Source organism: Fodinibius sp. Rm-B-1B1-1 (assembly GCF_038594945.1).
Classification (GTDB): domain Bacteria; phylum Bacteroidota; class Rhodothermia; order Balneolales; family Balneolaceae; genus Fodinibius; species Fodinibius alkaliphilus.
In genome coordinates this window covers 1,438,270-1,463,089 of record NZ_JBCFYD010000001.1, presented here as the reverse complement: position 1 = coordinate 1,463,089, position 24,820 = coordinate 1,438,270, and the positions used below count along the sequence as shown (strand labels likewise).

The following is a 24,820-nucleotide window of genomic DNA, read 5'->3' as shown; positions in this document are numbered from 1 at the left end:
TATCCTCATTTATACTTTCTTACGGGCTACTTTTATTGATTCATCAGCCGCTTCAAGTGTTTTCTTCAGATGATCCTCGGAAAGAGAATTAGCCAAAAACAAGGCTTCAAATGGCGATGGAGGCAAATAAACTCCATTCTCTAACATCTGATGGAAATACGATTTAAAGAATGCCTGATCTGTCGTATTTGCCGTTTTGAAATCAATCACCTCATCTTCTTCCGTAAAAAAGATACTCATCATCGATCCCACTTGGTTTAGCACAAAAGGCACCTCATGTTTTTGCAAAAGGTCCTTAAATCCTGTCGCCAGCTTCACCGTCTTCTCCTCCAGCTCATCATAATGTAAAGGGTTCTCATAAAGCTCAGTGAGCAGCGCATAACCTGCCGCCATAGCCAAAGGATTGCCCGAAAGTGTTCCCGCCTGGTACACATCACCAACCGGGGAGACAACGTCCATAATTTCTTGTTTGCCTCCAAATGCTCCAACGGGCAAGCCAGCACCAATAATTTTGCCATATGTTACCAAATCAGCCGTAACCCCATAGCGTTCCTGTGCTCCGCCAAGCGCTACCCGAAAACCAGTCATTACTTCGTCAAAAATAAGTACCACATCGTGAGCATCACAGAGTTCGCGCAGCCCTGAAAGAAATCCTTTTTGGGGAGGCACGCAACCCATATTTCCAGCAACCGGCTCTAAAATAATAGCTGCTACTTCACCTTCATACTCATTTAACAACTTCTTTACCGAATGCAGATCGTTGAAGTTGGCAGTAAGTGTGTCTTTGGCTGTACCTTCTGTCACCCCGGGACTGCTGGGTTGACCCAGTGTTAGCGCTCCACTTCCGGCATTAATTAGAAAGGAATCTCCGTGCCCGTGATAATTGCCTTCAAATTTGATGACTTTATCACGGCCGGTATAGCCCCGCGCTACGCGAATAGCACTCATGCAGGCTTCCGTGCCCGAGTTGACCATCCGGATTTTATCCACACCCGGCACCATCTGCTTCACCAACTCAGCCATCTTTACTTCAACTTCAGTTGGCGCTCCAAAAGAAGTAGACTTAGCTGCCGTTTTTTTAACAGCTTCAATCACAGGCTCGTAGGCGTGACCTAAAATCATCGGTCCCCATGAGCCGACATAATCGATATATTCCTTGCCATCTACATCAGTAAGAATAGAACCCTTGGCTTTTTCCAAGAAAACAGGCGTTCCACCTACCGATTTAAATGCCCGGGCGGGAGAATTTACGCCACCAGGGATAAATTGCTGTGCTCGCTCAAATAATTTTTTACTCTTTTCTAACATATCAGAATTCTTTCATGGAACGCAGATTATACGGACTAAGCTAACTGTCACAGATCACAACCTGTGATTATCCGTTTTACCTGCTCATTCGCATTCTATTGTTCTATTAATACCTTTGATGCTGCCTTGGCAAAATAGGTGGCAATCAAATCAGCACCGGCACGCTTAAAACCGACCAGCGCCTCTATCATAGCTTCTTCTTCGTTGAGCCATCCTTTCTCAGCAGCGGCCTTTAACATAGCATATTCTCCGGAAACATTATACACCGAGACCGGTACTGAGACGTTTTCTTTAACAGCTCGAATGACATCCATATATGGCAGTCCCGGCTTCACCATTACAATATCGGCGCCTTCCTGTTCGTCAAGCTTTGCCTCTTTGATAGCTTCCTGTACATTAGCCGGATCCATCTGGTAAGTCTTTTTATCACCAAAGCCGGGAGCAGAATCCAGCGCATCTCGAAACGGCCCGTAGTAGCTGGAAGCATATTTAGCACTATACGCCATAATGCCCGTATGTTCGAAACCTTCTTTATCCAGCGCCTTTCTCATTGCTCCGATACGTCCGTCCATCATATCCGATGGCGCTACCATATCAACCCCAGCCTTAGCATGGCTCACCGCCATTTTTGACAGTACCTCAACAGATTCATCATTCAGGATTTCCCCATCCTCAACAATACCATCGTGCCCATAACTCGAGTATGGATCCATGGCAATATCGGTCATCACCAACATCTTAGGAAACTGTTCCTTAACTTTGCGAACAGCTCGCTGCATCAGCCCATCCGGGTTAAGTGCCTCAGTACCTTTGTTGTCTTTCAACCCATCTGGTACTTTGGCAAATACCAATACCGAGCGAATACCCACGTCTTTAAGCTCTTGGATTTCATCCATTAGTAGATCCAAGGTGTAACGATAGTAATCAGGCATGGATGGAATTTCGACCTTCTCATTTTCGCCCTCCATTACAAAAACCGGGGCAATAAAATCAGCCGGCTTTAGGTTGTGCTCAGCCACCATATCGCGCATGGCTGCCGATGTTCTTAAACGTCGTCCGCGTATATAAGGAAATTGTCCGTGTGACATGATTCTCATTAAATTTAAAATTACATGTCATCCTGAATTTATTTCAGCATGACACATAGCTACTACAATATTCTATGTTAATCTGTGGCTAATTCTTTACTATACTCAATCCAGTCGATGGGATTTTTAAGCCGATCCAAAAGATACTCCTCGCGACTACCTTCTTCGATATCAAAATCGTAATCCCACCGAACGCGCGGCGGCAGGCTCATCAAAATCGACTCGGTTCGCCCGTTCGTTTTGAGTCCAAATAACGTACCGCGATCGTGAATCAAATTAAACTCGACGTAACGACCGCGACGAATCTCCTGAAAATATTGCTCACGATCGCTGTAAGGCTCCTCTTTCCGTCGCTCAACAATCGGCACATAGCTTTCCAAGAACGCATCGCCTACCTCGGTCGTAAAATCGTACCAGTCTTCAGCTGAACGACTTTCATCCGGTCGCAAATAATCAAAAAACAATCCGCCAATACCGCGCCCCTCCGAACGGTGACCGTTATAAAAATATTCATCACACTCTTTTTTAAACTGGGGGTATAGCTCTTCGCCATGCTCATCACATGCCCCCTTCAACACTTTGTGAAAGTGAATGGCATCTTCATCCCACAAATAATACGGAGTCAAGTCTGCACCACCCCCAAACCACTGGTCGCGCACTTCGCTCATTCCTGCATCATCATATAGCTCAAAATAACGATAATTGGCATGTACCGTGGGAATCATCGGGCTTTGGGGATGTATAACCAGCGATAACCCTCCAGCCCAAAACCAACCCTGCTCAACTTCAAAACGCTTGCGGATGAGCTCAGGCAGTTCACCATACACCGTCGAAATATTAACGCCGCCCTTTTCAAAGACATCACCTTTTTCGATCACGCGGGTGTGTCCACCTCCTCCGCCCTCACGGCCCCAATCATCATGACGGAACTTCGCCTTGCTATCAATCTGCTCTAACCTATCGCAGATTTCATTCTGCAGCTTCCGAATGTAGGCTTCGAATCGTGATTTAATACTTTTTTTATTCATTCAGTTTCATTTTAATAGAACACAGATTAAATGGATTTGACCGATTCCCACTGGTTCTCTGTACAAATCCGCAGCATCTGAACCCCCAGCGTTCTATTTCGGCTCATATTCTTTCACTGTATCTACAAAGGCACGGGCGTTATCTACCGGAATATTCGGCAAAATGCCATGTCCCAAGTTTGCGATATATTTCTGCGAGCCAAACCGATCAATCATTCGTCGTGTTTGATGAGTAATCTCATCACGCGGCATCATTAGTTTTGACGGATCAAAATTGCCTTGAAGCACAATGTCTCCACGTGTGGCTTCACGTCCGTATTCGGGAGTTATGGTCCAGTCGAGCCCCAGTGCCGAAGCATTACTTTTAAAACTTAGTCGCTCTAATGCATACCAGCTTCCTTTCGCAAATAAAATCACGGGCACTTCGTCAATTTCATCACAAATTTCCATCAAGTATGGCATTGCCCACTCGTTAAAATCTTCAGGGCTTAGCAATCCCGACCATGAATCAAAAAGCTGCACTACTTGTGCCCCTGCTTCAATTTGAGCTTTCAGATAATCGATTGTGGCTTTCGTCAATTCCTTCATTACATGCTTGGCCGCATCGGGATGCTGATACATAAACGCTTTAGCCTTAGCAAAATTTTTGGAACCTTCGCCCTGCACCATATAACAGAAAAGTGTCCACGGTGCCCCAGCAAAACCAATTAACGGTACGCGTCCGTTAAGTTCTTTACGTGTAAGCGTTATAGCCTCCATCACGTGATTGAGTTTCCCGGGAATATCTTCGGCTAATATCGAAAAGGCATCATCTACGCTGCGGATGGGGTTATCCATCACTGGTCCTTTGCCTTTTACCAAATCCACATCAATGCCCAATGCCTGCGGAATAGTTAGGATATCCGAAAAAATAATGGCCGCATCAGGCTCGAGCTCGTCAATGGGCTGAATGGTGATTTCGCATGCCAGCTCCGGCGTTTCAACACGCTCGAAGAAAGTATATTTCTTGCGAAGTTTCATGTATTGCGGCAAATAACGTCCAGCCTGACGCATCATCCACACCGGTGGACGTTCGACTTCTTCGCCACGGAGTGTTCGTAGTAATAAATCGTTTTTTAATTCTGGAAAATTGGTACTCATAAATAATAGAACGCAGATTTTACGGATTTAACTGATAACCACAGACTTACCTGTGAATATTCGCACAATTCGCGTTACCCGTGTTCAATGTTTTTTTGATTAAAAATGAAATCGGCAGTGGTGCGGAGAAGCACTTCGGTGTCAGGTTGCTTGGCAATTTCAACGTGCTGATCAGTTCGTTTCTTGAGTGCTCCCGCGGTAGTCGGACCGATGGCAAAAAGCGGAGGCAGCTCATCCTCAAAACCAGTGCCACGCGCAAACCCCTCCACCGCACTGGGACTGTAAAACAAGATCCCACTCACCGGCTTATTCGGCATTTCTACAGGATTGATAATCGTCTCATATACTTCCAGCTCAATTACTTCAATACCATCATCTTCAAGCTCGCTTGTCATCTCATCACGACTTAGATTGCCATGAAAATAGATAACCGAATTAATCTTTCCCTCCCGGATGATCAACTCAGCCAAATGTTTACCATCCTGCGTTCTGGGTATTTTTGCATTGAGTCCCAGGTCTTGAAGGGCATCACGGGTTTTGGCTCCCACCGCAAAAAGCTGTACTTCTGGACGTACTTGAAGTCCGGCCTTCATCAATTCTTCCAACGCTTTAACGCCATTGGCACTGGTAAACACCCAATCGGACTTGGGGTGCTCAGTAATAACTTTAAGCACACCATCCCAATAATCAGGGAAGTTGAATTCCAAAGCCGGTTTTATAATCGGCTCCAAACCCAGAATTCGGGCGTATTCCAATTGCTGTGCTGATAAAGGTCGCGTTACTAAAATATTTCGTTTGTTTTGTCTCATGATAACAACTTGCGTGTCATGCTGAATTTATTTCAGCATCTATTACAACTAGTTTATGCTGAAGATCCTGAAACAAGTTCAGGATGACACATTGTTTATCCTGATTTCATCTCTTCAATAACTTTAATAGCTCCTTCACTCAAAAGAGCCTGGGCCGCAGTGTGGCCAAGATCACCAGCTTCACCTACAGACATTCGCTTTTCATAATCATATTGCTCACGTCCATCGAGTGTAAGTGCTACTGCTTTAAAATGCACTTGGCTATCCTCAACAAACGCATACGCACCGACTGGTGCACTGCATCCAGCTTCCATATCGTGCAAGAAATCTCGCTCAATAGTGGTACAAAGTGCTGTCTCATCGTGGTTGAGCTGCGAAACAATTTCTTCCATCTCGCTATCTTCTTCGCGGATCATGACGGCCATGGCTCCCTGTGCAGCAGCGGAAACCATCCAGTCGAGATATGCACTGATATGATGACCAAGATCAATACGTTCAAGTCCCGCCGCCGCAAAAATAGCGGCATCCCAGTCATTTTTCTCTACTTTCTCGAGGCGCGTATTTACGTTTCCCCGAATGTTTACAATCTCATGATTCGGATAACGGTGCAACCATTGCGCACGGCGACGATTACTGCTTGTTGCAATAGTTGCTTTGTAGTTGGGATCATCCAGAAAGTCGGTACCATCGGGAGCCACCAGTGAGTCGCGCGCATCGGCACGCTCCATAATTGCTGCTACCTTGAGCGGAAGCGGATTCTCGGTAGGCAAGTCCTTAAAAGAATGAACTGCAATATCAATTTCGTCATTAAGCTGGGCATCATCGAGTGCCTTCGTAAATACCCCCTTCCCCCCCATTTCTGTTAGTGGAGTCGTCAGATCAATATCACCCTCTGACTTAACAAAAATAAGCTCGGTGTTATGGCCGAGCTTTTGAAGTTCTTTAGCAACCTGCTTGGCCTGCCATGTTGCAAGCTGACTATCACGGGTGCCAATGCGAATTTTCTTACTCATTTTCGGCTTTGGTTTCGAGCTTAAACATATCATTAACTACTTTCGTGACCTGCTCCGATTCGTGATGGTCACGCAGATGCTCAATAGAGTAGGCGGCAATTTTATTGACGATACGACGCGTCAAATTTTCGACCTTCTCCTTGTCTGTATCTGAAATTTTATTTTTAAAAAACTCATATTCATCCTCTCGGATGGAGTCAAACTTATTCGTCAGTGCTTTAATAGTAGGTACCACTTTTTGCTTGCTGAGCCAATTTTTGTAATCCGTTAGCTCATCCTCAATAATTTTCTTCACCAACGGAATATTTTCTTCCCGCTTCCGATAGGCCTCATCAGTTACATCCGTCAGAAAATCCATATTGGCCAGATCAACAAATTCCATTTCCCCAATTTCGGGATCAATATTGCGGGGTACCGACAAATCCACCATCACCTTGAACTTCGGATCAAGCAGTGAAGGCTTCATATCATCAAGTGTAATCACAGGTTCTTTCGCTCCGGTAGCTACGATAATCAGATCGGCCCCGGCAATTTCATTAGGCAGCTTTTCCATATCAGCTACCTGCAGGTCAAACCGGTCAGCCACAAACTCAGCACGTTCGCGTGTTCGGTTGATCAGCGTAAGTTTTTTTGCACCAAGATTAATCAGATTCTTGCACGTCACCTTGCCAATCTTTCCAGTTCCAACGAGCAGAATATTTTTATCCTTTAAATTCTCGAAGGTTTTAACCGCAAATTTTACCGCGGCATAAGCGGTTGTTGCAGCTCCCTCCCCGAGTGATGTCTCATTACGCGAACGTTTGTGCGCCCGGAAAACATGCTGCATCAATCGATGAAGTTCGCCATCCACAGCATCCATTTCGCCGGCTAATTCGTAACCTTCCTTCACCTGTTTAACAACTTGCAAATCTCCGAGAATCTGAGAATCAAGCCCAACCGTAACCTGGAAAAGATGCTCTACAGCACGCTGACCCTCTTTCTCAAACCCGTAGTTATGAAACTCTTCGAGCGAGGCATTTGAGTAGGCAATCAACAAACGCACCAGCTCTTGAGGGGTAACATCCTGACCGAAAACTTCGGTGCGATTACAAGTCGAAACAACGAACAGACTTGTAATTCCCTCGCGCTTGGCACCTTCAATAAGCTCACGTTTCTGTGTATCACTGAGGCTAAACCGTTCACGAACATCAATGGTAGCCTCCCAGTGATTGACACCGACCGCACAAAAATCTGCTATTTGAGGTTGCTCAGACATTTATTCGGCAGATACTGTTTTTGATTTCTGACCTTCCTGTTCAACTTGAATTTCATGATCCAGCTTATGCAATACCTGATCAGCCAGGGCCTCAATGTATTTGGGATGATCGTTGATCCCCTCCATCACTTTCAGGTTTTCAAACTCGTAGCCCTCTTCTTCCAGGTCTTCAACCAGCTCAACCCCCAATTCAAACAAGGTTTCCACATGGTCGGTCACAAAAGCGATGGGGATCATTAAAAAGTTCTTAATTCCGTATTCGATGTGACGTTCTACCAGCTCAGCGGTATTGGGCTGCGTCCATTTTTGCGGACCTACCTTTGACTGATACCCGAGCCAATAATCGTGATCGTAGCCGCGCATCTCCATAATCGCTTCCATGGTCTGGTTGATCTCCGTGGTATAGGGATCGCCGCTTCGCACTTCGAGCTTGGGCGTGCCATGCGCACTAAAAATAAAATGCGTCTTCTGGCGGGTTTCCTCATCCATCTCGGCCAGTGCCTCATCAATTCGGTCATTCATAGCCGAGAGATAATTCTCATCGAGATGATAATTCTTGACATGAAATTCTTTCCACGGCGTATCATGGCCAAATTTTTCTTCGCGCTTGGTTTCCCAGTCACGATAACTGCTTCCGGTCGTTGTCCACGAAAATTGTGGATACAATGGCACCATCACCGCATGAGTAATCCCGTCTTCTTCCATATCCTCAAGCGTCGTTTCCGCAAAAGGCAGCCAATAGCGCATGCAGGTATACACCTTCACAAACTGATCTTCCGGCAAAATATTTTTGAGGTACTTCTCAAGTCCACGCCGCTGTTTTTCTGTAAGACTATTGATGGGCGAACAGCATGTAGAGGTAATGCTTTTCTGTCTATTCAAACAGTGCTTGTTTCCCATACAGCCCCTGGGACAACCATTAATTTCCTCATAATCTTCCTGTACCGCAGGCGCACGAAATTTGGAGATAATCTTTGCAAAAAAGTCCTGAAATTTACCGCCCCCCATCTTGATAATATCTTCATCTCTAAAAAGATTATACAAAAAAGGACGAACGGCATAATCAGCGGTTGGACCGCCTAAATTCATCAAAACAACACCAATACGCTTCTCTTCTTCTGCCATGAAACTTAATCTTTGTTTACAGCCTTAAAGCTGATTTTAACTATCATATAAAGACATTTTTACAGCTTCTATTCTATCATGGTGAAGAAACAGATTCTTTGTGAAGGAAATTTGAAGAAAGAGGGGGAAATTCTATTTAGAATGAGTCTACCTACATAGTGATTTTAAACGCTGTGAAGTTTTATATCGTAACGATACTAATAGCCCCTAATAGGGTCGGGGCACGACAAGTTCAGCATTACACCAAAATCCTTACAAAGGAAGCTATTAATCGTCCATAACCTCTCGGGGATCAACTATCCCTTGGGCAACTCAAACCAAAATTGAGTCCCTTCTCCTACCTCGCTTTCAACCTTAATTTCAGTATCATGTGCACTTAAAATACTCTTGACTACCGCAAGGCCAAGTCCCGTCCCCCCCTTATCACGAGATCGTGCTTTATCAGTTCTGTAAAAACGATCAAAAAGTCGATTCAAATGCTCATCCGAAATACCGATACCGCTGTCTTCAACAATGATCTTAACATTATGCTCTTGGCATTGGTAAGTCAAGTTCACACCTCCATCGTTCGTATACTTGATGGCATTTGAAACCAAATTATCGAGCACCTGTTCAATTTTCCCGGGATCGCCAATCACTTTACAGCTGTGCATATCAATATTCAAAACAATGCCTTTTTCTTTGGCTTTTTCGGCATGCCAGTCTTCCATATGATGAGCGATGTTGGCCATATCAAACTCCTGCATCTCCACGAAATATTCGTCGGAATCATATCGCTGCAACGTCTTCAAATCCTTAAACAAATGAGATATCCGCTCCGTCTGTTTTTTCGCTGTGTTAATATATTTTGTCTTCTTTTCTTCCGGCAACCCATCTAATTCCAACATATCTAATGCCCCGGAAATGGTATGCAGAGGGTTACGAATCTCATGGGTGATATCCGCAAAAAACTGACGCTGTTTTTCGGCAAACTGTTTAATCTGTTCGGTATCAGCCCGGAGCTTGGAGGCCATCTGATTCAGCGAGGTCGCCAAGGTGCCAAATTCATCACTGCGACTGATATCAATTTCGCGATCCACATCACCATCAGCAATATCCTGAGCAGCATCTTTAATTTGGGTAATGGGTTTGGTTACGTATCGGGCAATCCAGATGCTTACAATCACCACTAATCCAATAGAAATAAACATACCATAGTAGATAATCCAGCGGATAGTTTTGATGGGCTCATAAATCTCATCCTTAAACTGGGCAGCTTGCAAATACGTTACCCCTGCTTTCGATTCGGAAAGTTTTACAAAACTGGTCAATACTTCAGATTCTGAATCGCGCGGCAAAAGCGGAATATTTTGGCGTGCATTGAGACTCTCTAAAATTCCAGCTGATAGTTTTTGTGTCGGCACAATGGTTGTATCGCTATTCTGAAAATAATTTACCAACCGTCCTGTAGAATCATACACCGCCAACTGGTAGCCAGATGTACGTGCCGTTTTGGTAAGTCGTTGCTCTAAATTATCATCCGACAAACTTGCGACCGTTACGGCCAGCCAGCGCGTGTCGCGCTCCATCTCGACCCGACCTTCCTCGAGCAGGTAATCCCGAATAAATAAAATGGAATAACTGCTAATGGAGGTAATCCCAAAAATAAGCAGCAAAATAAATGTCCACGCGAGTTTCGATCGAATCTTCATAGAACACAGGGTACGCAGATTAAATTTATTTTCGCTGATTTAATATCTGAGATAATTCGTTCCATCTGCAAAATCCGTGTTCTATATTAAACCTTCACAATTTCGCGGTTAAGTCCGTAGCCGATACCGCGGTATGTTTTAATCACTTCACCGGCATCCCCCATCTTAAGACGCAAATTTTTAACGTGCACATCTACCGTACGATCAAACACAAAACGTTCATCTTCGGTAATATGCTCTAAAATTTCTTGTCGCGTATATACACGCTTGGGATTTTTATAAAATAGTTCAATCAGCGTGTATTCGGTCGACGTTAGATCAATTTTTTCATCTTCGACATACAGCTCTTTGGCATCGGTATCGAGATAGGTATCCCCATACTGCAACCAATTAGCTTTCTGGGGATTCTGGCGGCGAAGCAACGACTCTACATGCGCCTTCACCAGCGGCAGACTGGCCGGTTTGGAGATGTAGTCATCTGCCCCCAGCTCAAGTCCTTCAATCTCATCCTCTTCTTCATCTTTAGCCGTCAAAAATATGACGGGAATATCATTCAATACCGGATGGCTACGAATGTGCCGGCAAATTTCTTTACCATCCACATTAGGAACCATGATGTCCAAAATAGCCAAATGAATTTCTCCGGCATGCTGCTCAATAAGATCCAGTGCCCGGTTACCTTCATGGGCCACCAGTACATCATAATCGTTCATCTCCAGAAAATTAGCCAGCATCTCGGCCGGCTCTTCTTCATCCTCAACTAATAATATACTATGCTTAGGTCTCACAATGTTTATTTTTACTTAATAATGGGATCAATAACAGCTTTGCACAGAAAATCGTTGATTGTCATAAAATAGTAAATGTTACCGAGTATCTGAACACAGTTCAGCCCTGCTAATATGATCCTTGTCATAATAGAACGGTTTCTGCATTTTTATAATGATATTCTCTGATCGAAATTTTACCGTTAACTTTTTGCTTGATGTCTTTTAATAATAAAATTATTTGGATTACCGGCGCTTCATCTGGTATTGGAGAAGCCCTTACCTATGAGTTAAATCAACAAGGTGCAAAACTTATCATTTCTTCGCGTCGGAAAGAAACCTTGGAGCAGGTCAAAAATAATTGCTCCAACCCATCAGATATACACATTGTCACACTTGATCTTGCTAAAACTGATGAACTTCCCTCCAAAGCCGAAGAAGCCATCAGTCACTGGGGGCATGTTGATTACTTATTTAATAACGGGGGTATCAGTCAACGCTCAAATGCTATTGATACTAACCTTGATGTTATTCGCACGGTCATGGAGATTAATTTTTTTGGATCTGTTGCCCTTACCAAAGCTGTATTGCCATCTATGATTGAGCGAGAATCGGGACATATCGTGATTACCAGTAGCGTGATGGGGAAATTCGGTACAAGATTACGATCCAGCTATGCAGCTTCGAAACATGCATTGCACGGTTATTTTGACTCCCTCCGCCAAGAAGTGTACGACAAGAATATTAAAATATCATTGGTTTGTCCGGGCTTCATTAAAACGAATGTCACCAAGAATGCTTTGGAAGGCGATGGCAGCAAGCATAATAAAATGGGCAAGGGACAAGAACATGGAATGCCCGCCGATGAGTTTGCTCGGAAGCTCATTCCCAAAATAAATCGAGGAAAAGAAGAAATATATATTGGTGGAAGCGAAATTTGGGCTGTTTATTTAAAGCGATTTTTCCCGCGCCTGCTCAACAAAATGCTCCGAAAGGTAAAAGTAACCTAAAATAAAAAAGGCCCTCCTTGCAGGAGGACCTTAAAATAAATTACGTAGTTAAACCTACCGGGTTACGACTTTATCAACCACATAAACAACGCCATTCGCAGGTGATTCATCTTCTTTCTGGACTTTAACACCCATAGAAGATTCTACCTCATCTGCTGAAATTTCTCCTTGATACAAATGGTTTTGTACAACCTGCTGCGCTTGCTTTTGGTTTTCTTTTGCTGACTCCACATCAACCTCTCCCTTTGCTAAGGCATCATTGCTGGGAGCCAATACAGTATATGGTCCCTGCTGGGCCAACACCTGCGCAAAGCCGGATTGTTCAAGTAGATCAGAAAAGTCTGAAGTGTCACTGTTTTCGCTAACTTTATCCACAACCGTTTCGCCTTGTACTTGTGACTGTCCTCCACCCTGGCCAACAGCAAAATTTGCACTTAATGCGAATACCAATAAAACTGCAAACGACGCTGAAATGAGCTTTTTCATTTTTGATGTCATAGTAAAATAGTTTAGTTGAAAATTGTTAGAGAGCTACTCACTCTTTTTGAGAGTAATTAAACACTCAAATATTTTCAGTATTCTACAAAACCTCTAATTGCTTTCAGCCCAGTCGTTTACGTTTATTCAAATAGGCCAATAACGCCAGATCAAATTCGCTTTGCGTGTCCAATTGTTCGAAATCAATCTGGAATTCGCTACAGGCCATCTTAAACTTATGGGTTAGCTCCTCAACTTTTTTCTGATAGTCTTCGCGAATTTGGGCCGGCAGTACTTCCATCTGTGATCCGGTCTCCATATCCTGCATACGCAATCTGCGATCGGGAAAGTCGAGTTTTTGTTCACTTTTTTCTTCCAGCACGTTAAAAAGCAATACTTCATGCTTGCGATGGCGCAGATGTTTTAGAGAGGAAATTAATTGATCATGCTGCTCAACATTTTCAAACAGATCTGTGAGCACAATTACCAGGCTGCGATGATTGAGCCGCTCGGCCACCTCGTGCAACACTTTTGATGTAGCTGTTTTCCGTTTTTCAGGATCTCCCTGCTGCTCTTCTTCTAACAGCTTTTCAAATTCCGAAAACAACATCCGCAAATGTGAATACGAAGACTTCGCCGGAATAAATTGATTAACTTCTTCACCAAAAGTAATCAGCCCACAGGCATCGCGCTGACGATGCATCAGATACATCAAAGACGAACCGAAATGGATGGCATAACGCAATTTACTCCACGGACTAAAATATTTAAAATACATCGAGCTGCTGGTATCCAGCAGTATATAACAGCGCAGGTTGGTCTCCTCTTCATATTTTTTGACATAAAGACGCTCCGTTTTTCCAAAAACCTTCCAGTCGATATGTTTTATTTCATCACCAGGATTATATGGGCGGTGCTCGGCAAATTCTACGCTGAATCCGTGGTGTGGACTTTTATGCAGTCCCGAAATAAATCCTTCAACAATTTTTCGGGCCCGTAACTCCAACGGCGCTAACTGTGATAATAATTCGTGATCTAATAACATATTTACTCCTTTGTCAAAAACTGGAACCGTAATCTAATAAAATATCAAGGTGAACCCTGAACCAACATCTAAATATAATTACAGGTAAAAAGTTTATTCTTTTCTACAAATGGTTATCTTAGGAACCCTAAATTATGGAAAAACCCTTTCTGAAATACTGTAACAAAGCTTAAAACTTATGGCGCAAGTAATTACCACTGCTGATCAAATTGATTTCACTGTTGATGATCGTCCATCAATGCCTTTGCCAACAGAAGTGTTAATGGTTCGCCCCCTTCACTTTTCAGTTGACTATGTGATCAATCCACACATGGCCGACCAGGTAGGGAAGGTCGATAAAATTGAAGCCAATAATGAATGGGAGCTCGTTCGCTCACTGTTCGATCAAATTGGGATGAACGTTCATGTCATTGAAGATCAGGAAGGATTGCCCGATATGGTTTTCTGTGCTAATCAAAGCTTACCCTATATTAATAGTGACGGCCAAAAACATGTTTTCATGAGCATCATGCATGCCAACGAACGCAAGGATGAAGTGCCTTATTTTGAGCAGTGGTATCGTCAGCATGGCTACGAACTGCACTATCTTGATGAGGAAAACATTAATGACTTTGAGGGCTGCGGTGATGCAATCTGGCATACAGGTAAACAATTGCTTTGGGGCGGATATGGCTACCGTTCATCCATGGAAGCATATGAGACTATTTCAGATACATTTGATGTGCCGGTATTAGCTCTCGAGTTAGTAGATGAATCATTCTATCACCTTGACACCTGCTTCTGTGTGCTGGATGAAAATACGGCCCTTATTTATCCCGAGGCTTTTACCAATGAAGGATTAGCTATGATTAACAAAATGTTTGAGAAGGTGATCCATGCCTCTAAATATGAAGCCGAAGAACTTTTCGCCTGTAATGCCTCTTGCCCCGATGGACGTAATGTGATTATCCAGCAAGGTTGTACGGATGTAAATAAAAACCTGCGCGATGCCGGATTCTCAGTCCATGAGGTAAGTACCTACGAATTCCTCAAAAGCGGCGGCAGTGTCTTCTGCATGAAAATGTTGTTGTGGTAAGGTAGTTATGAGTATTGAGTCGTGAGTAATGAGTAAACTCACTGCTTTCACTCACTTATAAATTAGATTATAATTTAGCACCGTTGCTCTGTGGCGGTGCCTTTTTTATAACTTATTCAATGGGTAGTAGCTTGTAATTTAAATTACTACCCGCTCGTTACTCATTAGCTAATAAAGAATATTGGGAAGGCATAAAATGAAGCATCCAGAAGAATCACAAGGAACGGAATATCGCTGCGCATACTGCGGAGAGATTAATCATACCTTTGTGGATCCCTCGCAGGGAAATACACAAAAATATATTGAGGATTGCCAGGTTTGTTGCCGTCCCAATGAACTTTCGGTCTCGTATGATCAATGGAATAAAGAATTCATTATTCAAAGCCGGCAAGCACAGTAAGTACTTAAGTGCTATCGTATTGGAGTTATAAAAGTTCAACCACTTCTATATAACGCTTTCCAACAATAGTGCTTTTCTCCTCTACCACTTAAATACTTTTCTAAATCTCCTTTGAAAATAGATGTTCGGATTTGTATCTTTCCACAGTTTTGCGCTGGAGCTAAATGAAGCGCACAAATTTTGAACACCAGATGCTATAACAGCAAACGTTGATATTCAAGTCTACGAAATTTAAAGCAGCTGGCAGGCTCAACTGCCATGAAAAATTTCCGAATAATACTTCGATTCGGAAAACACATATTCCATTCTCTTTTTTAAAATCCGACTCATTGTTAGTCGGATTTTTTTTATGTCTAAACTTTAATACCACAAAACCAATATATCCTCACTATGTCACTCTATCCCAGAGATAAAGCTATCATTGCTCTATCCGATGGCACCGTTGAACACGGATACGCCATTGGCAAAAAAGGCACTACCGGCGGTGAACTTTGCTTTAACACCAGTATGGTCGGCTACCAGGAAATCTTTACCGACCCCAGCTACTACGGCCAACTTATGATGATGACCTATCCCCATATCGGGAATTACGGCACAATGAGCCGTGACGATGAAGCCCGGAAGGTTATGATCGCCGGACTAATTGTCCGATCTTTTTCATGGGAACACAGTAACTCTCAGGCCGACAGTAACCTGCAGGAATACCTGGAGCGCAACGAAGTTGTCGGTATTACCGGTATTGATACTCGGAAGCTGGTCCGACACATCCGAAGCAAAGGTGTGATGAACGCCGTAATTTCTTCCACCGAACTCGATGAAGATAAATTAGTGGAAAAAGCCAAAAACTGGGACGATATGGTTGGTCTTGAATTGGCGACCGAAGTTACGCGCCGAGAACCGCAAACGTTCCATAGTGACGGCCCATTTAAAGTCGCTGCTTTTGACTATGGCATCAAACAAAGCATAATTGATAATCTTGTTGAACGAGGATGCACGCTCCGCGTTTTTCCCGCTAAAGGCGACTTCAAAGAAGAGCTTGACAACTGGAATCCTGATGGATTCTTCTTTAGCAACGGTCCCGGCGATCCCGATGCCACAGCAAAATATGCACTGGATGCTGTAAACTATGCGAAAGAAACCGGCAAACCGATGTTCGGCATTTGTCTTGGACACCAGCTAATGGCCCTATCTGAAGGGATCTCCACAACCAAAATGTACGTAGGACATCGTGGAGCTAATCACCCGGTTAAGAACCTCGAAAACGGTCTGGTAGAAATTACGACTCAAAACCATGGTTTTGCAGTAGATGAAGAAGCACTTGATAAATCTAAAGTGGAAGTGACCCACGAAAATCTGAACGACGGTACCATTGAGGGGCTCCGGTTCAAAAACTTTCCGGGGATGTCAGTACAATATCACCCCGAAGCATCACCCGGACCGCACGATTCTCGCTATCTCTTCGATCAGTTTTTGGATATGATCAAAGAAGAAAAAGGAGAACCAGCATAAAATATTGAGTACGGGGGATATCGCCATCACCCCAAGCATAGAATCCAAAGAAATCTTAATCTGTAATACAGAAGCTCACTAACCAAATGCCACGACGCAACGATATTAATAAAATTCTTATCATAGGATCAGGACCAATTGTAATCGGCCAAGCCTGTGAATTTGACTACTCCGGTTCCCAGGCCTGTAAATCGCTTAGAGAAGATGGCTACGAAGTTGTGCTCATCAACTCTAACCCGGCTACTATTATGACCGATCCTATGATGGCCGATGAAATTTATCTAAAACCTCTCACCGAAGAATCAATAAAAGAAATTGTAGAAATTGAAAATCCCGATGCCGTTCTACCCACGATGGGGGGACAAACGGGGCTAAATCTAACCAGAAATCTACAACAGGAAAATTATTGGACAGAGCGTGATATTAAAATTATAGGTGTAGACATTGATGCGGTTGATATTACTGAAGATCGCCAGCAGTTTCGCGATCTGATGGATGAAATCGATATCCCACAGTGTCGTAGTCGCGCCGCTGAATCGGTGCTCGAAGCCAAAGAAATTGCTGAAGATCTGGGCGGCCTGCCAATTGTCATTCGTCCTTCGTTTACAATGGGGGGAGCCGGTGGCGGTATCGTCTGGACTGAAGATGAGTTTGAGAAAAAAGTATTGCGCGGGCTGGAAATGAGTCCTGTACACCGCGTACTCATTGAAGAATCAATTTTTGGCTGGAAAGAATATGAGCTCGAATTGCTTCGCGATCCCAACGATAACGTCGTCATTATTTGCACGGTTGAAAATATCGACCCGATGGGTGTGCACACCGGCGACTCGGTAACCGTGGCTCCATCACAAACACTGACCGATAAACAGTTCCAAATGTTACGCGACGCGGCTATTAAAATGATGCGTTCAATCGGGACTTTTGCCGGCGGTTGCAATGTGCAGTTTGCCGTTGAGCCAGGCAGCGATCGCTTTGTCGCTATCGAGATTAATCCGCGCGTGAGCCGATCTTCTGCCCTCGCATCCAAAGCAACGGGATACCCCATTGCTAAAATTGCCACAAAACTGGCGGTAGGCTATAACCTTGACGAGCTACCCAACCCCATTACGGGTAATACCTCGGCCTGTTTTGAGCCCTCTATTGACTATGTGATTGTGAAGGCGCCGCGTTTCAACTTTGAGAAGTTCCCCAATGTAGATGAAGAACTTACCACACAGATGAAAGCGGTAGGTGAAGTAATGTCCATTGGCCGAAACTTCCCCGAGGCACTAAACAAGGCCTATCAATCGCTCGAAATTGGTCGATCCGGGCTGGGCGCTGATGGCTACAATGAGTTGCATCGTAAAGAAGTGCGTGAACGACTCAAAAAACCTTACTGGGATCGCATGCTGAACATTCGAAATGCCTTTAAATTGGGCGCCTCAGTCGAAGAAATTGCAGACATTACGAAAGTTGATCCGTGGTTCCTGCAACAGATTCGATACATGGTTTCCCTCGAAAACCGTACTGAGGGACAGTCGCTCGATACCATCTCCAAAGATGATCTTTTTGAACTTAAACAAGCAGGCTTTGGGGATGAGCAAATTGCTTGGCTGATGAGCCAGAGCAATGGAAAAGTCACGGAGAAAGAAGTACGAGAAAAGCGTCATGAATTTGAGCTTAAACCCTCGTTTAAAGTGGTTGACACCTGTGCTGCGGAATTCCCCGCCGAGACGCCCTACTTCTACTCCGCCTACGAAGGCGAAAACGAGAGTGAAGTAACCGACAAGAAAAAAGTAATGATTCTGGGAAGTGGCCCCAACCGTATTGGCCAGGGTATTGAATTTGACTACTCCTGCGTGCATGCCGTGAAAGCCGCCCAGGAAATGGGTTATGAAGCTATCATGGTGAACTGTAATCCCGAAACAGTTTCCACCGATTTCGACACCGCTGATAAACTCTACTTTGAGCCGGTGTTCTGGGAGCGCGTCATGGATATCTATGAACACGAACAACCCGAAGGAGTTATCCTCCAAGTTGGGGGACAAACGGCGCTGAAGCTTGGCAAAAAGTTTGTCGAAGAAGGCATTAAGATTTTCGGAACTGATTTCGAAATGATTAACTTTGCCGAAGATCGCGGCTCATTCTCTGAGTTTCTTAAAAAGCTGGACATCCCTTTCCCTTCATATGGAACGGCAGAAGATGTGGATGGAGCGTTAGAAATTGCAAACCGTATTGGCTACCCGGTACTCATCCGTCCCAGTTACGTACTTGGCGGACAGGGAATGCGCATTGCCGTAAAACAGGAGGAGCTCGAATTTTATACCGAGCGCGTCCTTGACACCCATCCCGAAAATGCCTTCCTCATCGACAAGTTCCTGGAACATGCCGTTGAGGTAGATGTGGATGCTGTATACGATGGTGATGATCTTCATATCGCAGGTATCATGCAACATATCGAGCCAGCAGGTGTACATTCGGGCGACTCCACAGCAGTTATCCCGACTTACTCGTTAAGTGATACAGCTATCGAAAAAATTAAAGAGTATCACGAGAAAATTGCTGCAAATATGAATATCAAAGGATTCCTGAATGTGCAGTATGCCGTTAAAGGAGATGATGTATATGTATTGGAGGCGAACCCACGTTCGACACGAACGATACCATTCCTTGCAAAAGCAACTGGACGTCCGGAAGCCCGGATTGCTGTCAAAGTAATGCTGGGTGCTAAGCTCAAAAACTTTGACACTGAGGATCTGACGTCAAAGCTCGATAAATGGGCCATTAAAGAACCGGTATTTCCGTTCGATAAATTCCCAGAGGTTAAAAAAGAACTTGGTCCCGAGATGAAATCTACGGGTGAAACCATCTACTTTATGGAAGACTTCAATGACGAACACTTCAAAAAACCATACGAGTTTAAAAACCTTTATCTGAGCAAATAATACTCTTATATTTAGCTACTTTTTAACAGATGCCATCGCAAAGTTGCGATGGCATCTGTATTCTATACCAACCACACTTAGACGTAATTTATAACTCCGATTTATTTGTCTAATCAGATAAATCAGATTTTATCAGCAACACATGATTACAGAAGCACGCAACAAACTTAATAACGTTTTTGGATTTGAGGATTTTCGCCCCCTTCAGGAAGATATCATTTCAAATGTTATGGACGAGAAAGATACGCTCGTCATTATGCCTACTGGCGGAGGAAAATCGCTCTGCTACCAAATTCCGGCCCTCCTCTTTGATGGGCTAACAGTTGTGGTATCTCCACTCATATCGCTGATGAAAGACCAGGTTGAACAGCTTCGTCAGTATGATATTCCCGCAATTTACCTCAACAGTTCGCTTACTGATGAAGAATATGAGTACAACATCCAGCGACTGAAAGACAAAAAAGTAAAAATGCTGTATTTAGCTCCAGAAACACTGCTCATGGAGCGTACGTTAAACCTACTGGATGATCAAAATGTAGATCTGTTTACCATTGATGAAGCGCACTGTATCTCGGAGTGGGGACACGATTTTCGTCCCGATTACCGCGAACTTACGACGGTCCGTGATCGATTTCCCAATGCCACCTGCATGGCGTTGACCGCTACGGCCACACCACGGGTTCGCCAGGATATTAAAGAGGTTTTAGAGTTTGAAGATTCCGATACTTTTCTGGCCAGTTTTGACCGTAAAAACCTGTTTCTGAAAGTCGCTGATAAAGAAGATCCACTGGAACAAACCCTTGATTTCCTCTATACCCGTAAAAAGCAATCTGGCATTATTTATTGCTTCTCCCGCAAGCAGGTAGAAGAACTTTTTGTGGAGCTCAAGAAAGCGGGACATTCGGTAAAACCCTACCATGCGGGCCTTTCGAAACGTCTCCGAAATCGCAACCAAGAGCTGTTTATCCGTGATGATGTAAGCATTATTGTAGCCACAATCGCTTTTGGAATGGGTATCGACAAGCCCAATGTGCGCTTTGTGATGCACTACGATATGCCCAAAAATATTGAGTCGTATTATCAGCAAATTGGTCGCGCCGGACGTGACGGACTTCGCTCTGACTGCCTGTTGCTGTACAGCCGATCCGATAAACAAAAGATTCAGTATTTTATTAATCAGAAAGAAGGCAAAGAAAAAGAGGTGGCTGAAAAGCACCTTAAAGACCTGATGAAGTTTTTGGAGACCGATGAGTGCCGCCGCGTTCCACTGATGAAATACTTTGGTGAAACTTATGAAAAAGACGATTGCGGCATGTGCGATAACTGTCTATCGGTAGATGCCGAAGTTGAAGATCTGACGGTGCAAGCACAAAAGATGCTCTCTTGTATTTCTCGTACGGATGAGGAATTTGATGCGTATTATATTGCTGATATCTTGCGCGGCTCCACCAAACACAAAGTGCTCGAAAATGGGCATGACGAGCTGTCAACCTATAATATTGGAAACGAGTGGGCCAAAGAACACTGGATTCTTTTAGCCCGATTGATGGTGAAACAGGGCTATTTACATACCGAAGAAGAGGCTGATGCACTGCACATCACGAAACAGGGACAAGCAGTATTAAGTGGAAAAGAAAATGTTTTTGGTGTGCTTGATCGTACAGATACGGTTGTAGATGATGAATCTATGGACCGGACCACAGCTGAAGTTGAGCAAAACTATGACAATGACCTTTTTGAACAGTTAGAAGCTAAACGAAAGGAATTGGCTGATCAACAGTCGGTACCACCTTATGCTATTTTCCCGGATACAACGCTTATGGAAATGGCCTACTACTACCCACAATCAAAAGATAACCTGATGCCAATTTATGGTGTGGGATCAGTAAAACTGAAAAAGTACGGCACTGATTTTCTGAAAATCATTAATAAATACTGCCGGGCCAATGATGTGGAAGAAAACAGTGAGGCCCTCAAAGAGAAACGGGAAAAACTGCAAGAATATGGCGAACCTTACCAGCGCATTGGCAAAGAATACAACGCAGGCAAATCCATTGAACACCTGGCCGAACAGTTTGGTGTTAAAGATGTGACCATCATCAAACATTTAAAGAAGTATCTGAAAGAAGGCAACCAAATTCGTCCAGAAGGTATTGTCAAAGTCTCATCCCTATCGCATCGAAAACGGGAAGAAGTCATGGACATCATGGACGAAGTGCCTACTCACATGCTTCGCAAAATATATACCGAGCTTGACAAGTCCGTAAGCTATAGTGAGTTACGAATCATCCAGCTATACTACATGGCCATGAATAAAAAATAGTTTTAAAGGATTAGCTATTATCCCTATCAATATCAGGTGATTTCCACCCGCCATTTATATCACATCTGAAGTGATCTTTTCTTATCATTCGGGTGCATCCATATAAATACAAAATATTGCTATGAGCTCTCGAAATTTAATCGTTGCCTTTGGCGGGGTATCACCGGAACATGAGGTATCCGTATTATCGGCCATGCAAGTAATTGCCTCGATGAAAGACACTCAGTTTAACATTGTACCCCTTTACATTTCCAAATCCGGACGGTGGTTAACGGGAGCTCCCCTTCTGAAGATGGAAAACTATCAAGACCTGGATGCACTTATCAAACAGGCTACCCCTTGTACCTTTTCACATGATGAATTGGGCAAAGCTGTTTTATTGGAAACCGAAAAGAGGGGCTTTTTCAGCTCTCCCCAGAGTTATTCTATCCATGCGGTAATTCCAGCCTTTCATGGATCTGAGGGTGAAAACGGATCATTCCAGGGAACCTGCGAGATGTATAACATCCCCTATGCCGGCAGCAATGTTTTTGCATCAAGCTTGGGCATGGACAAGGTTAAAGCCAAAGATATTTGTCGGGCACACGGAATTCCAGTGGTTGAGGGATTCGATTTTTATGAAACAGAATGGGTTAACGACCAAAAATCGATACTTAACATTGCCGAGGAATTAGGATATCCGGTTATTATCAAGCCTGTATCACTGGGCAGCAGCATTGGAGTGATGAAGGCAGCACATGAAGATGAACTCATCGATGCTGTAGAAACGGCATTCCGATATGATGAGAATCTCATGGTTGAAAAAGCGATTACTCCACTGATGGAAATTAATTGCTCGGTTTTAGGTCATGCCGATGATCTAAAAACCAGCGTATGTGAACGCCCGCTTGGAACAGATGAAACACTTTCTTTTGAAGATAAATATCAATCCGACAACGGATCACAAAAAGGAATGGCATCGGCTGATCGTGAAATTCCGGCTGATATTTCTGATGAACTCACTAAAAATATCCAATCATTATCCGCCGATATTTTTAAACTATTTCGTGCCAGCGGGGTAGCAAGACTCGATTTTTTGATCAATGCCAATAGCAAAGAACTCTATTTTAATGAAATTAATACTATTCCCGGGTCATTCTCTTTTTACCTTTGGGAAGAAAGTGGAATGAATATGCAGGAATTAATGCTAAAATTAGTTGATATTGCTACCAAACGGCATCAGAAAAAGGTAGGGCGAATTCGTTCTTATGATACCAACCTGCTTGATGAAAAAGCCGTTAAGGGGATTAAAGGATTAAAAGGAACGAAGAATAAGTCATCAGAAAATTAGTCGCTGCAACTAAATAAATCGGTTATGAAATCACTACATTTGTATCGGAATTTGCCTGTCTTTGCGTTACTCATTCTACTTCTTTGGGGATGCAAACAACCCGAAACCGTGATTATCAACGACGCTCCACGTACAACAGCAGAAGCTGATACTACTGATCAAACAACAGATGAAAGTGCCAGTTTTCAAAAACTCGTAATTGGCGAATATCAGTCGATCACCAGTTTTGACCCCCTGTTAGCTAATAATTCGGCAACGTTACGTGCGCTTCAACTGATTTACGAAGGGCTTGTACGTTTGAATAACACCGGTGACGTTACCCCTGCTGTTGCAAAAAGTTGGGAAGTTAGTCCCGACTCAACGCGCTACACCTTTCAACTAAATCGGAACATCTATTATCACGATAATGATGTATTTAGTACGGGTACGGGTCGGCGATTGACAGCTAATGATGTCAAGTTTGTTTTTGAGCGGATGGCCTTGAAGGGAGTTCCCAAAAAGGCAGCAAATTTATTTATGAATATCAGGGGCTTTGAACCATTCTTTCAAGAGCAACAACATATTTATGTCCCGAAGCAACGTACGCTTGCAGACGTTTCCGGGATCCAAACGCCCAATGACAGTACTGTTGTTTTTGAACTCAAACAAAAAGATCCCAGGTTCCTCAAAAAATTGGCAACGCCGTATGCCGTAATCTACCCTCATGAGGCCGTCAACTCATCACAAAACACTTTTGCTCCAGTTGGAACCGGCCCCTTCAGATTTTCAACAAATAGAAGTGACTCACTTTATGTCTTTTCAAAATCTGAAAAATACCGCCAACAATCGCAGATTCAGCTAAACCGTGCTGACATTATCACTGGTCAATCAGAAAAACAGCTGCTGCGACAATTAGGAACAGAAGATATTGGCGTACTCCCGCAGATGGGCCCGAACATGATTCAAAATCTCATCGGTAATAATGGAGAGTTAATCCCTTCATACAAAGGGCAATTCGTACTGAATAAGCGCAACCTTCCAACAACATTTGCTCTTTATCATAACGGCAACGCTCCCTTTTCTTCAGCAGATGCACAACGTCTTTCTGCCTTAGCATACGAACATACATCGCAATATTTTGGGCAACTGCCCACTTCAATAGTTTACCCTGATTCCCTGCCTCAGTCTTCACTATTCGATACAACTCTGGCAGCCGATCAGATAGATGTGATCTACTCTGATGATCCTTATGTTCGTACTTATTTAGGCTCTCTCTCTAAAGTCGTTTCGCAACAGAATACCAAATTACAGATGGTAGAGATACGGGTACCAACAAGCGATACGGAACTCTATTTTAAAAAAGGGCTGCCATTAATTGATAATAATGATAATAGCAACGAACCAATTTTTCGGTTTTATGTTCATCCCCCCTCATTACAACGAAGTGGAGTTCAAAATCTAAACTTCAATGATTATGTGTGGTGGATAGACCTTCGAAATGTAACCGTCCCAACCACTGATTAA

Annotated in this window: 20 protein-coding genes; 8 read left to right on the top strand and 12 right to left on the bottom strand. The window is 43.6% G+C overall.

From position 1 onward, the window contains the following. Positions 1-9: 9 nt before the first annotated feature. From hemL to AAFH98_RS06585, 10 genes are all read right to left on the bottom strand, one after another. Positions 10-1,308, bottom strand: a complete 1,299-nt coding sequence (gene hemL / locus AAFH98_RS06630) for a glutamate-1-semialdehyde 2,1-aminomutase (RefSeq protein ID WP_342521910.1) — start codon at positions 1,306-1,308, stop codon at positions 10-12. Positions 1,309-1,403: 95 nt separating this feature from the next. Then, entirely contained in the window at positions 1,404-2,396 is a 993-nt protein-coding gene (gene hemB, locus AAFH98_RS06625; RefSeq protein ID WP_342521909.1) for a porphobilinogen synthase, read from the bottom strand. A gap of 77 nt (positions 2,397-2,473) precedes the next feature. Next, complete coding sequence (hemF, locus tag AAFH98_RS06620) at positions 2,474-3,409, bottom strand: oxygen-dependent coproporphyrinogen oxidase (RefSeq protein ID WP_407935492.1); 936 nt, start codon at positions 3,407-3,409, stop codon at positions 2,474-2,476. 108 nt (positions 3,410-3,517) lie between these two features. Continuing rightward, entirely contained in the window at positions 3,518-4,564 is a 1,047-nt protein-coding gene (hemE, locus tag AAFH98_RS06615; protein WP_342521907.1) for a uroporphyrinogen decarboxylase, read from the bottom strand. A 74-nt stretch (positions 4,565-4,638) separates the two neighbouring features. Beyond that, positions 4,639-5,373 carry a uroporphyrinogen-III synthase gene (locus AAFH98_RS06610; RefSeq protein ID WP_342521906.1) on the bottom strand — a complete coding sequence of 245 codons (735 nt, stop codon included), beginning with the start codon at positions 5,371-5,373 and terminating at the stop codon, positions 4,639-4,641. A gap of 95 nt (positions 5,374-5,468) precedes the next feature. Continuing rightward, on the bottom strand, positions 5,469-6,386 hold the full coding sequence (hemC, locus tag AAFH98_RS06605) for a hydroxymethylbilane synthase (RefSeq protein WP_342521905.1): 918 nt from the start codon (positions 6,384-6,386) through the stop codon (positions 5,469-5,471). After that, on the bottom strand, positions 6,379-7,641 hold the full coding sequence (gene hemA, locus AAFH98_RS06600; protein WP_342521904.1) for a glutamyl-tRNA reductase: 1,263 nt from the start codon (positions 7,639-7,641) through the stop codon (positions 6,379-6,381). The genes hemC and hemA overlap by 8 nt, the downstream gene beginning before the upstream one ends. Next, complete coding sequence (gene hemH, locus AAFH98_RS06595; protein ID WP_342521903.1) at positions 7,642-8,766, bottom strand: ferrochelatase; 1,125 nt, start codon at positions 8,764-8,766, stop codon at positions 7,642-7,644. A gap of 296 nt (positions 8,767-9,062) precedes the next feature. Beyond that, positions 9,063-10,457, bottom strand: coding sequence for a sensor histidine kinase (locus AAFH98_RS06590; protein WP_342521902.1), 1,395 nt, complete (start codon positions 10,455-10,457; stop codon positions 9,063-9,065). Between the two features lie 86 nt (positions 10,458-10,543). Next, the gene (locus tag AAFH98_RS06585; protein WP_342521901.1) at positions 10,544-11,245 is read right to left on the bottom strand and encodes a response regulator transcription factor; all 702 of its coding nucleotides are present in this window, start codon (positions 11,243-11,245) and stop codon (positions 10,544-10,546) included. Between the two features lie 197 nt (positions 11,246-11,442). Between AAFH98_RS06585 and AAFH98_RS06580 the strand changes: the two genes are divergently transcribed. Next, the gene (locus tag AAFH98_RS06580) at positions 11,443-12,234 is read left to right on the top strand and encodes an SDR family oxidoreductase (protein ID WP_342521900.1); all 792 of its coding nucleotides are present in this window, start codon (positions 11,443-11,445) and stop codon (positions 12,232-12,234) included. A gap of 54 nt (positions 12,235-12,288) precedes the next feature. Here the strand turns inward: AAFH98_RS06580 and AAFH98_RS06575 are convergent, their stop codons facing one another. Next, the gene (locus AAFH98_RS06575) at positions 12,289-12,732 is read right to left on the bottom strand and encodes a fasciclin domain-containing protein (RefSeq protein ID WP_342521899.1); all 444 of its coding nucleotides are present in this window, start codon (positions 12,730-12,732) and stop codon (positions 12,289-12,291) included. A gap of 103 nt (positions 12,733-12,835) precedes the next feature. Continuing rightward, positions 12,836-13,756: a DUF58 domain-containing protein gene (locus AAFH98_RS06570; protein ID WP_342521898.1), complete on the bottom strand. Its 921-nt coding sequence runs from the start codon at positions 13,754-13,756 to the stop codon at positions 12,836-12,838. A gap of 178 nt (positions 13,757-13,934) precedes the next feature. Here AAFH98_RS06570 and AAFH98_RS06565 point away from each other — a divergent pair, with 178 nt between their 5' ends. The 7 genes from AAFH98_RS06565 to AAFH98_RS06535 all read left to right on the top strand — a co-directional run bounded on the left by AAFH98_RS06565 (position 13,935) and on the right by AAFH98_RS06535 (position 24,820). Continuing rightward, the gene (locus AAFH98_RS06565; protein ID WP_342521897.1) at positions 13,935-14,831 is read left to right on the top strand and encodes a dimethylarginine dimethylaminohydrolase family protein; all 897 of its coding nucleotides are present in this window, start codon (positions 13,935-13,937) and stop codon (positions 14,829-14,831) included. A gap of 196 nt (positions 14,832-15,027) precedes the next feature. Beyond that, the gene (locus tag AAFH98_RS06560) at positions 15,028-15,231 is read left to right on the top strand and encodes a CPXCG motif-containing cysteine-rich protein (protein ID WP_342521896.1); all 204 of its coding nucleotides are present in this window, start codon (positions 15,028-15,030) and stop codon (positions 15,229-15,231) included. A 390-nt stretch (positions 15,232-15,621) separates the two neighbouring features. Further along, positions 15,622-16,740, top strand: a complete 1,119-nt coding sequence (carA, locus tag AAFH98_RS06555) for a glutamine-hydrolyzing carbamoyl-phosphate synthase small subunit (RefSeq protein WP_342521895.1) — start codon at positions 15,622-15,624, stop codon at positions 16,738-16,740. An 86-nt stretch (positions 16,741-16,826) separates the two neighbouring features. Continuing rightward, complete coding sequence (gene carB, locus AAFH98_RS06550; RefSeq protein WP_342521894.1) at positions 16,827-19,664, top strand: carbamoyl-phosphate synthase large subunit; 2,838 nt, start codon at positions 16,827-16,829, stop codon at positions 19,662-19,664. 121 nt (positions 19,665-19,785) lie between these two features. Next, on the top strand, positions 19,786-21,987 hold the full coding sequence (gene recQ, locus AAFH98_RS06545) for a DNA helicase RecQ (RefSeq protein WP_342522054.1): 2,202 nt from the start codon (positions 19,786-19,788) through the stop codon (positions 21,985-21,987). A 121-nt stretch (positions 21,988-22,108) separates the two neighbouring features. Beyond that, complete coding sequence (locus AAFH98_RS06540) at positions 22,109-23,317, top strand: D-alanine--D-alanine ligase (protein ID WP_342521893.1); 1,209 nt, start codon at positions 22,109-22,111, stop codon at positions 23,315-23,317. A gap of 24 nt (positions 23,318-23,341) precedes the next feature. Continuing rightward, positions 23,342-24,820: an ABC transporter substrate-binding protein gene (locus AAFH98_RS06535; protein ID WP_342521892.1), complete on the top strand. Its 1,479-nt coding sequence runs from the start codon at positions 23,342-23,344 to the stop codon at positions 24,818-24,820.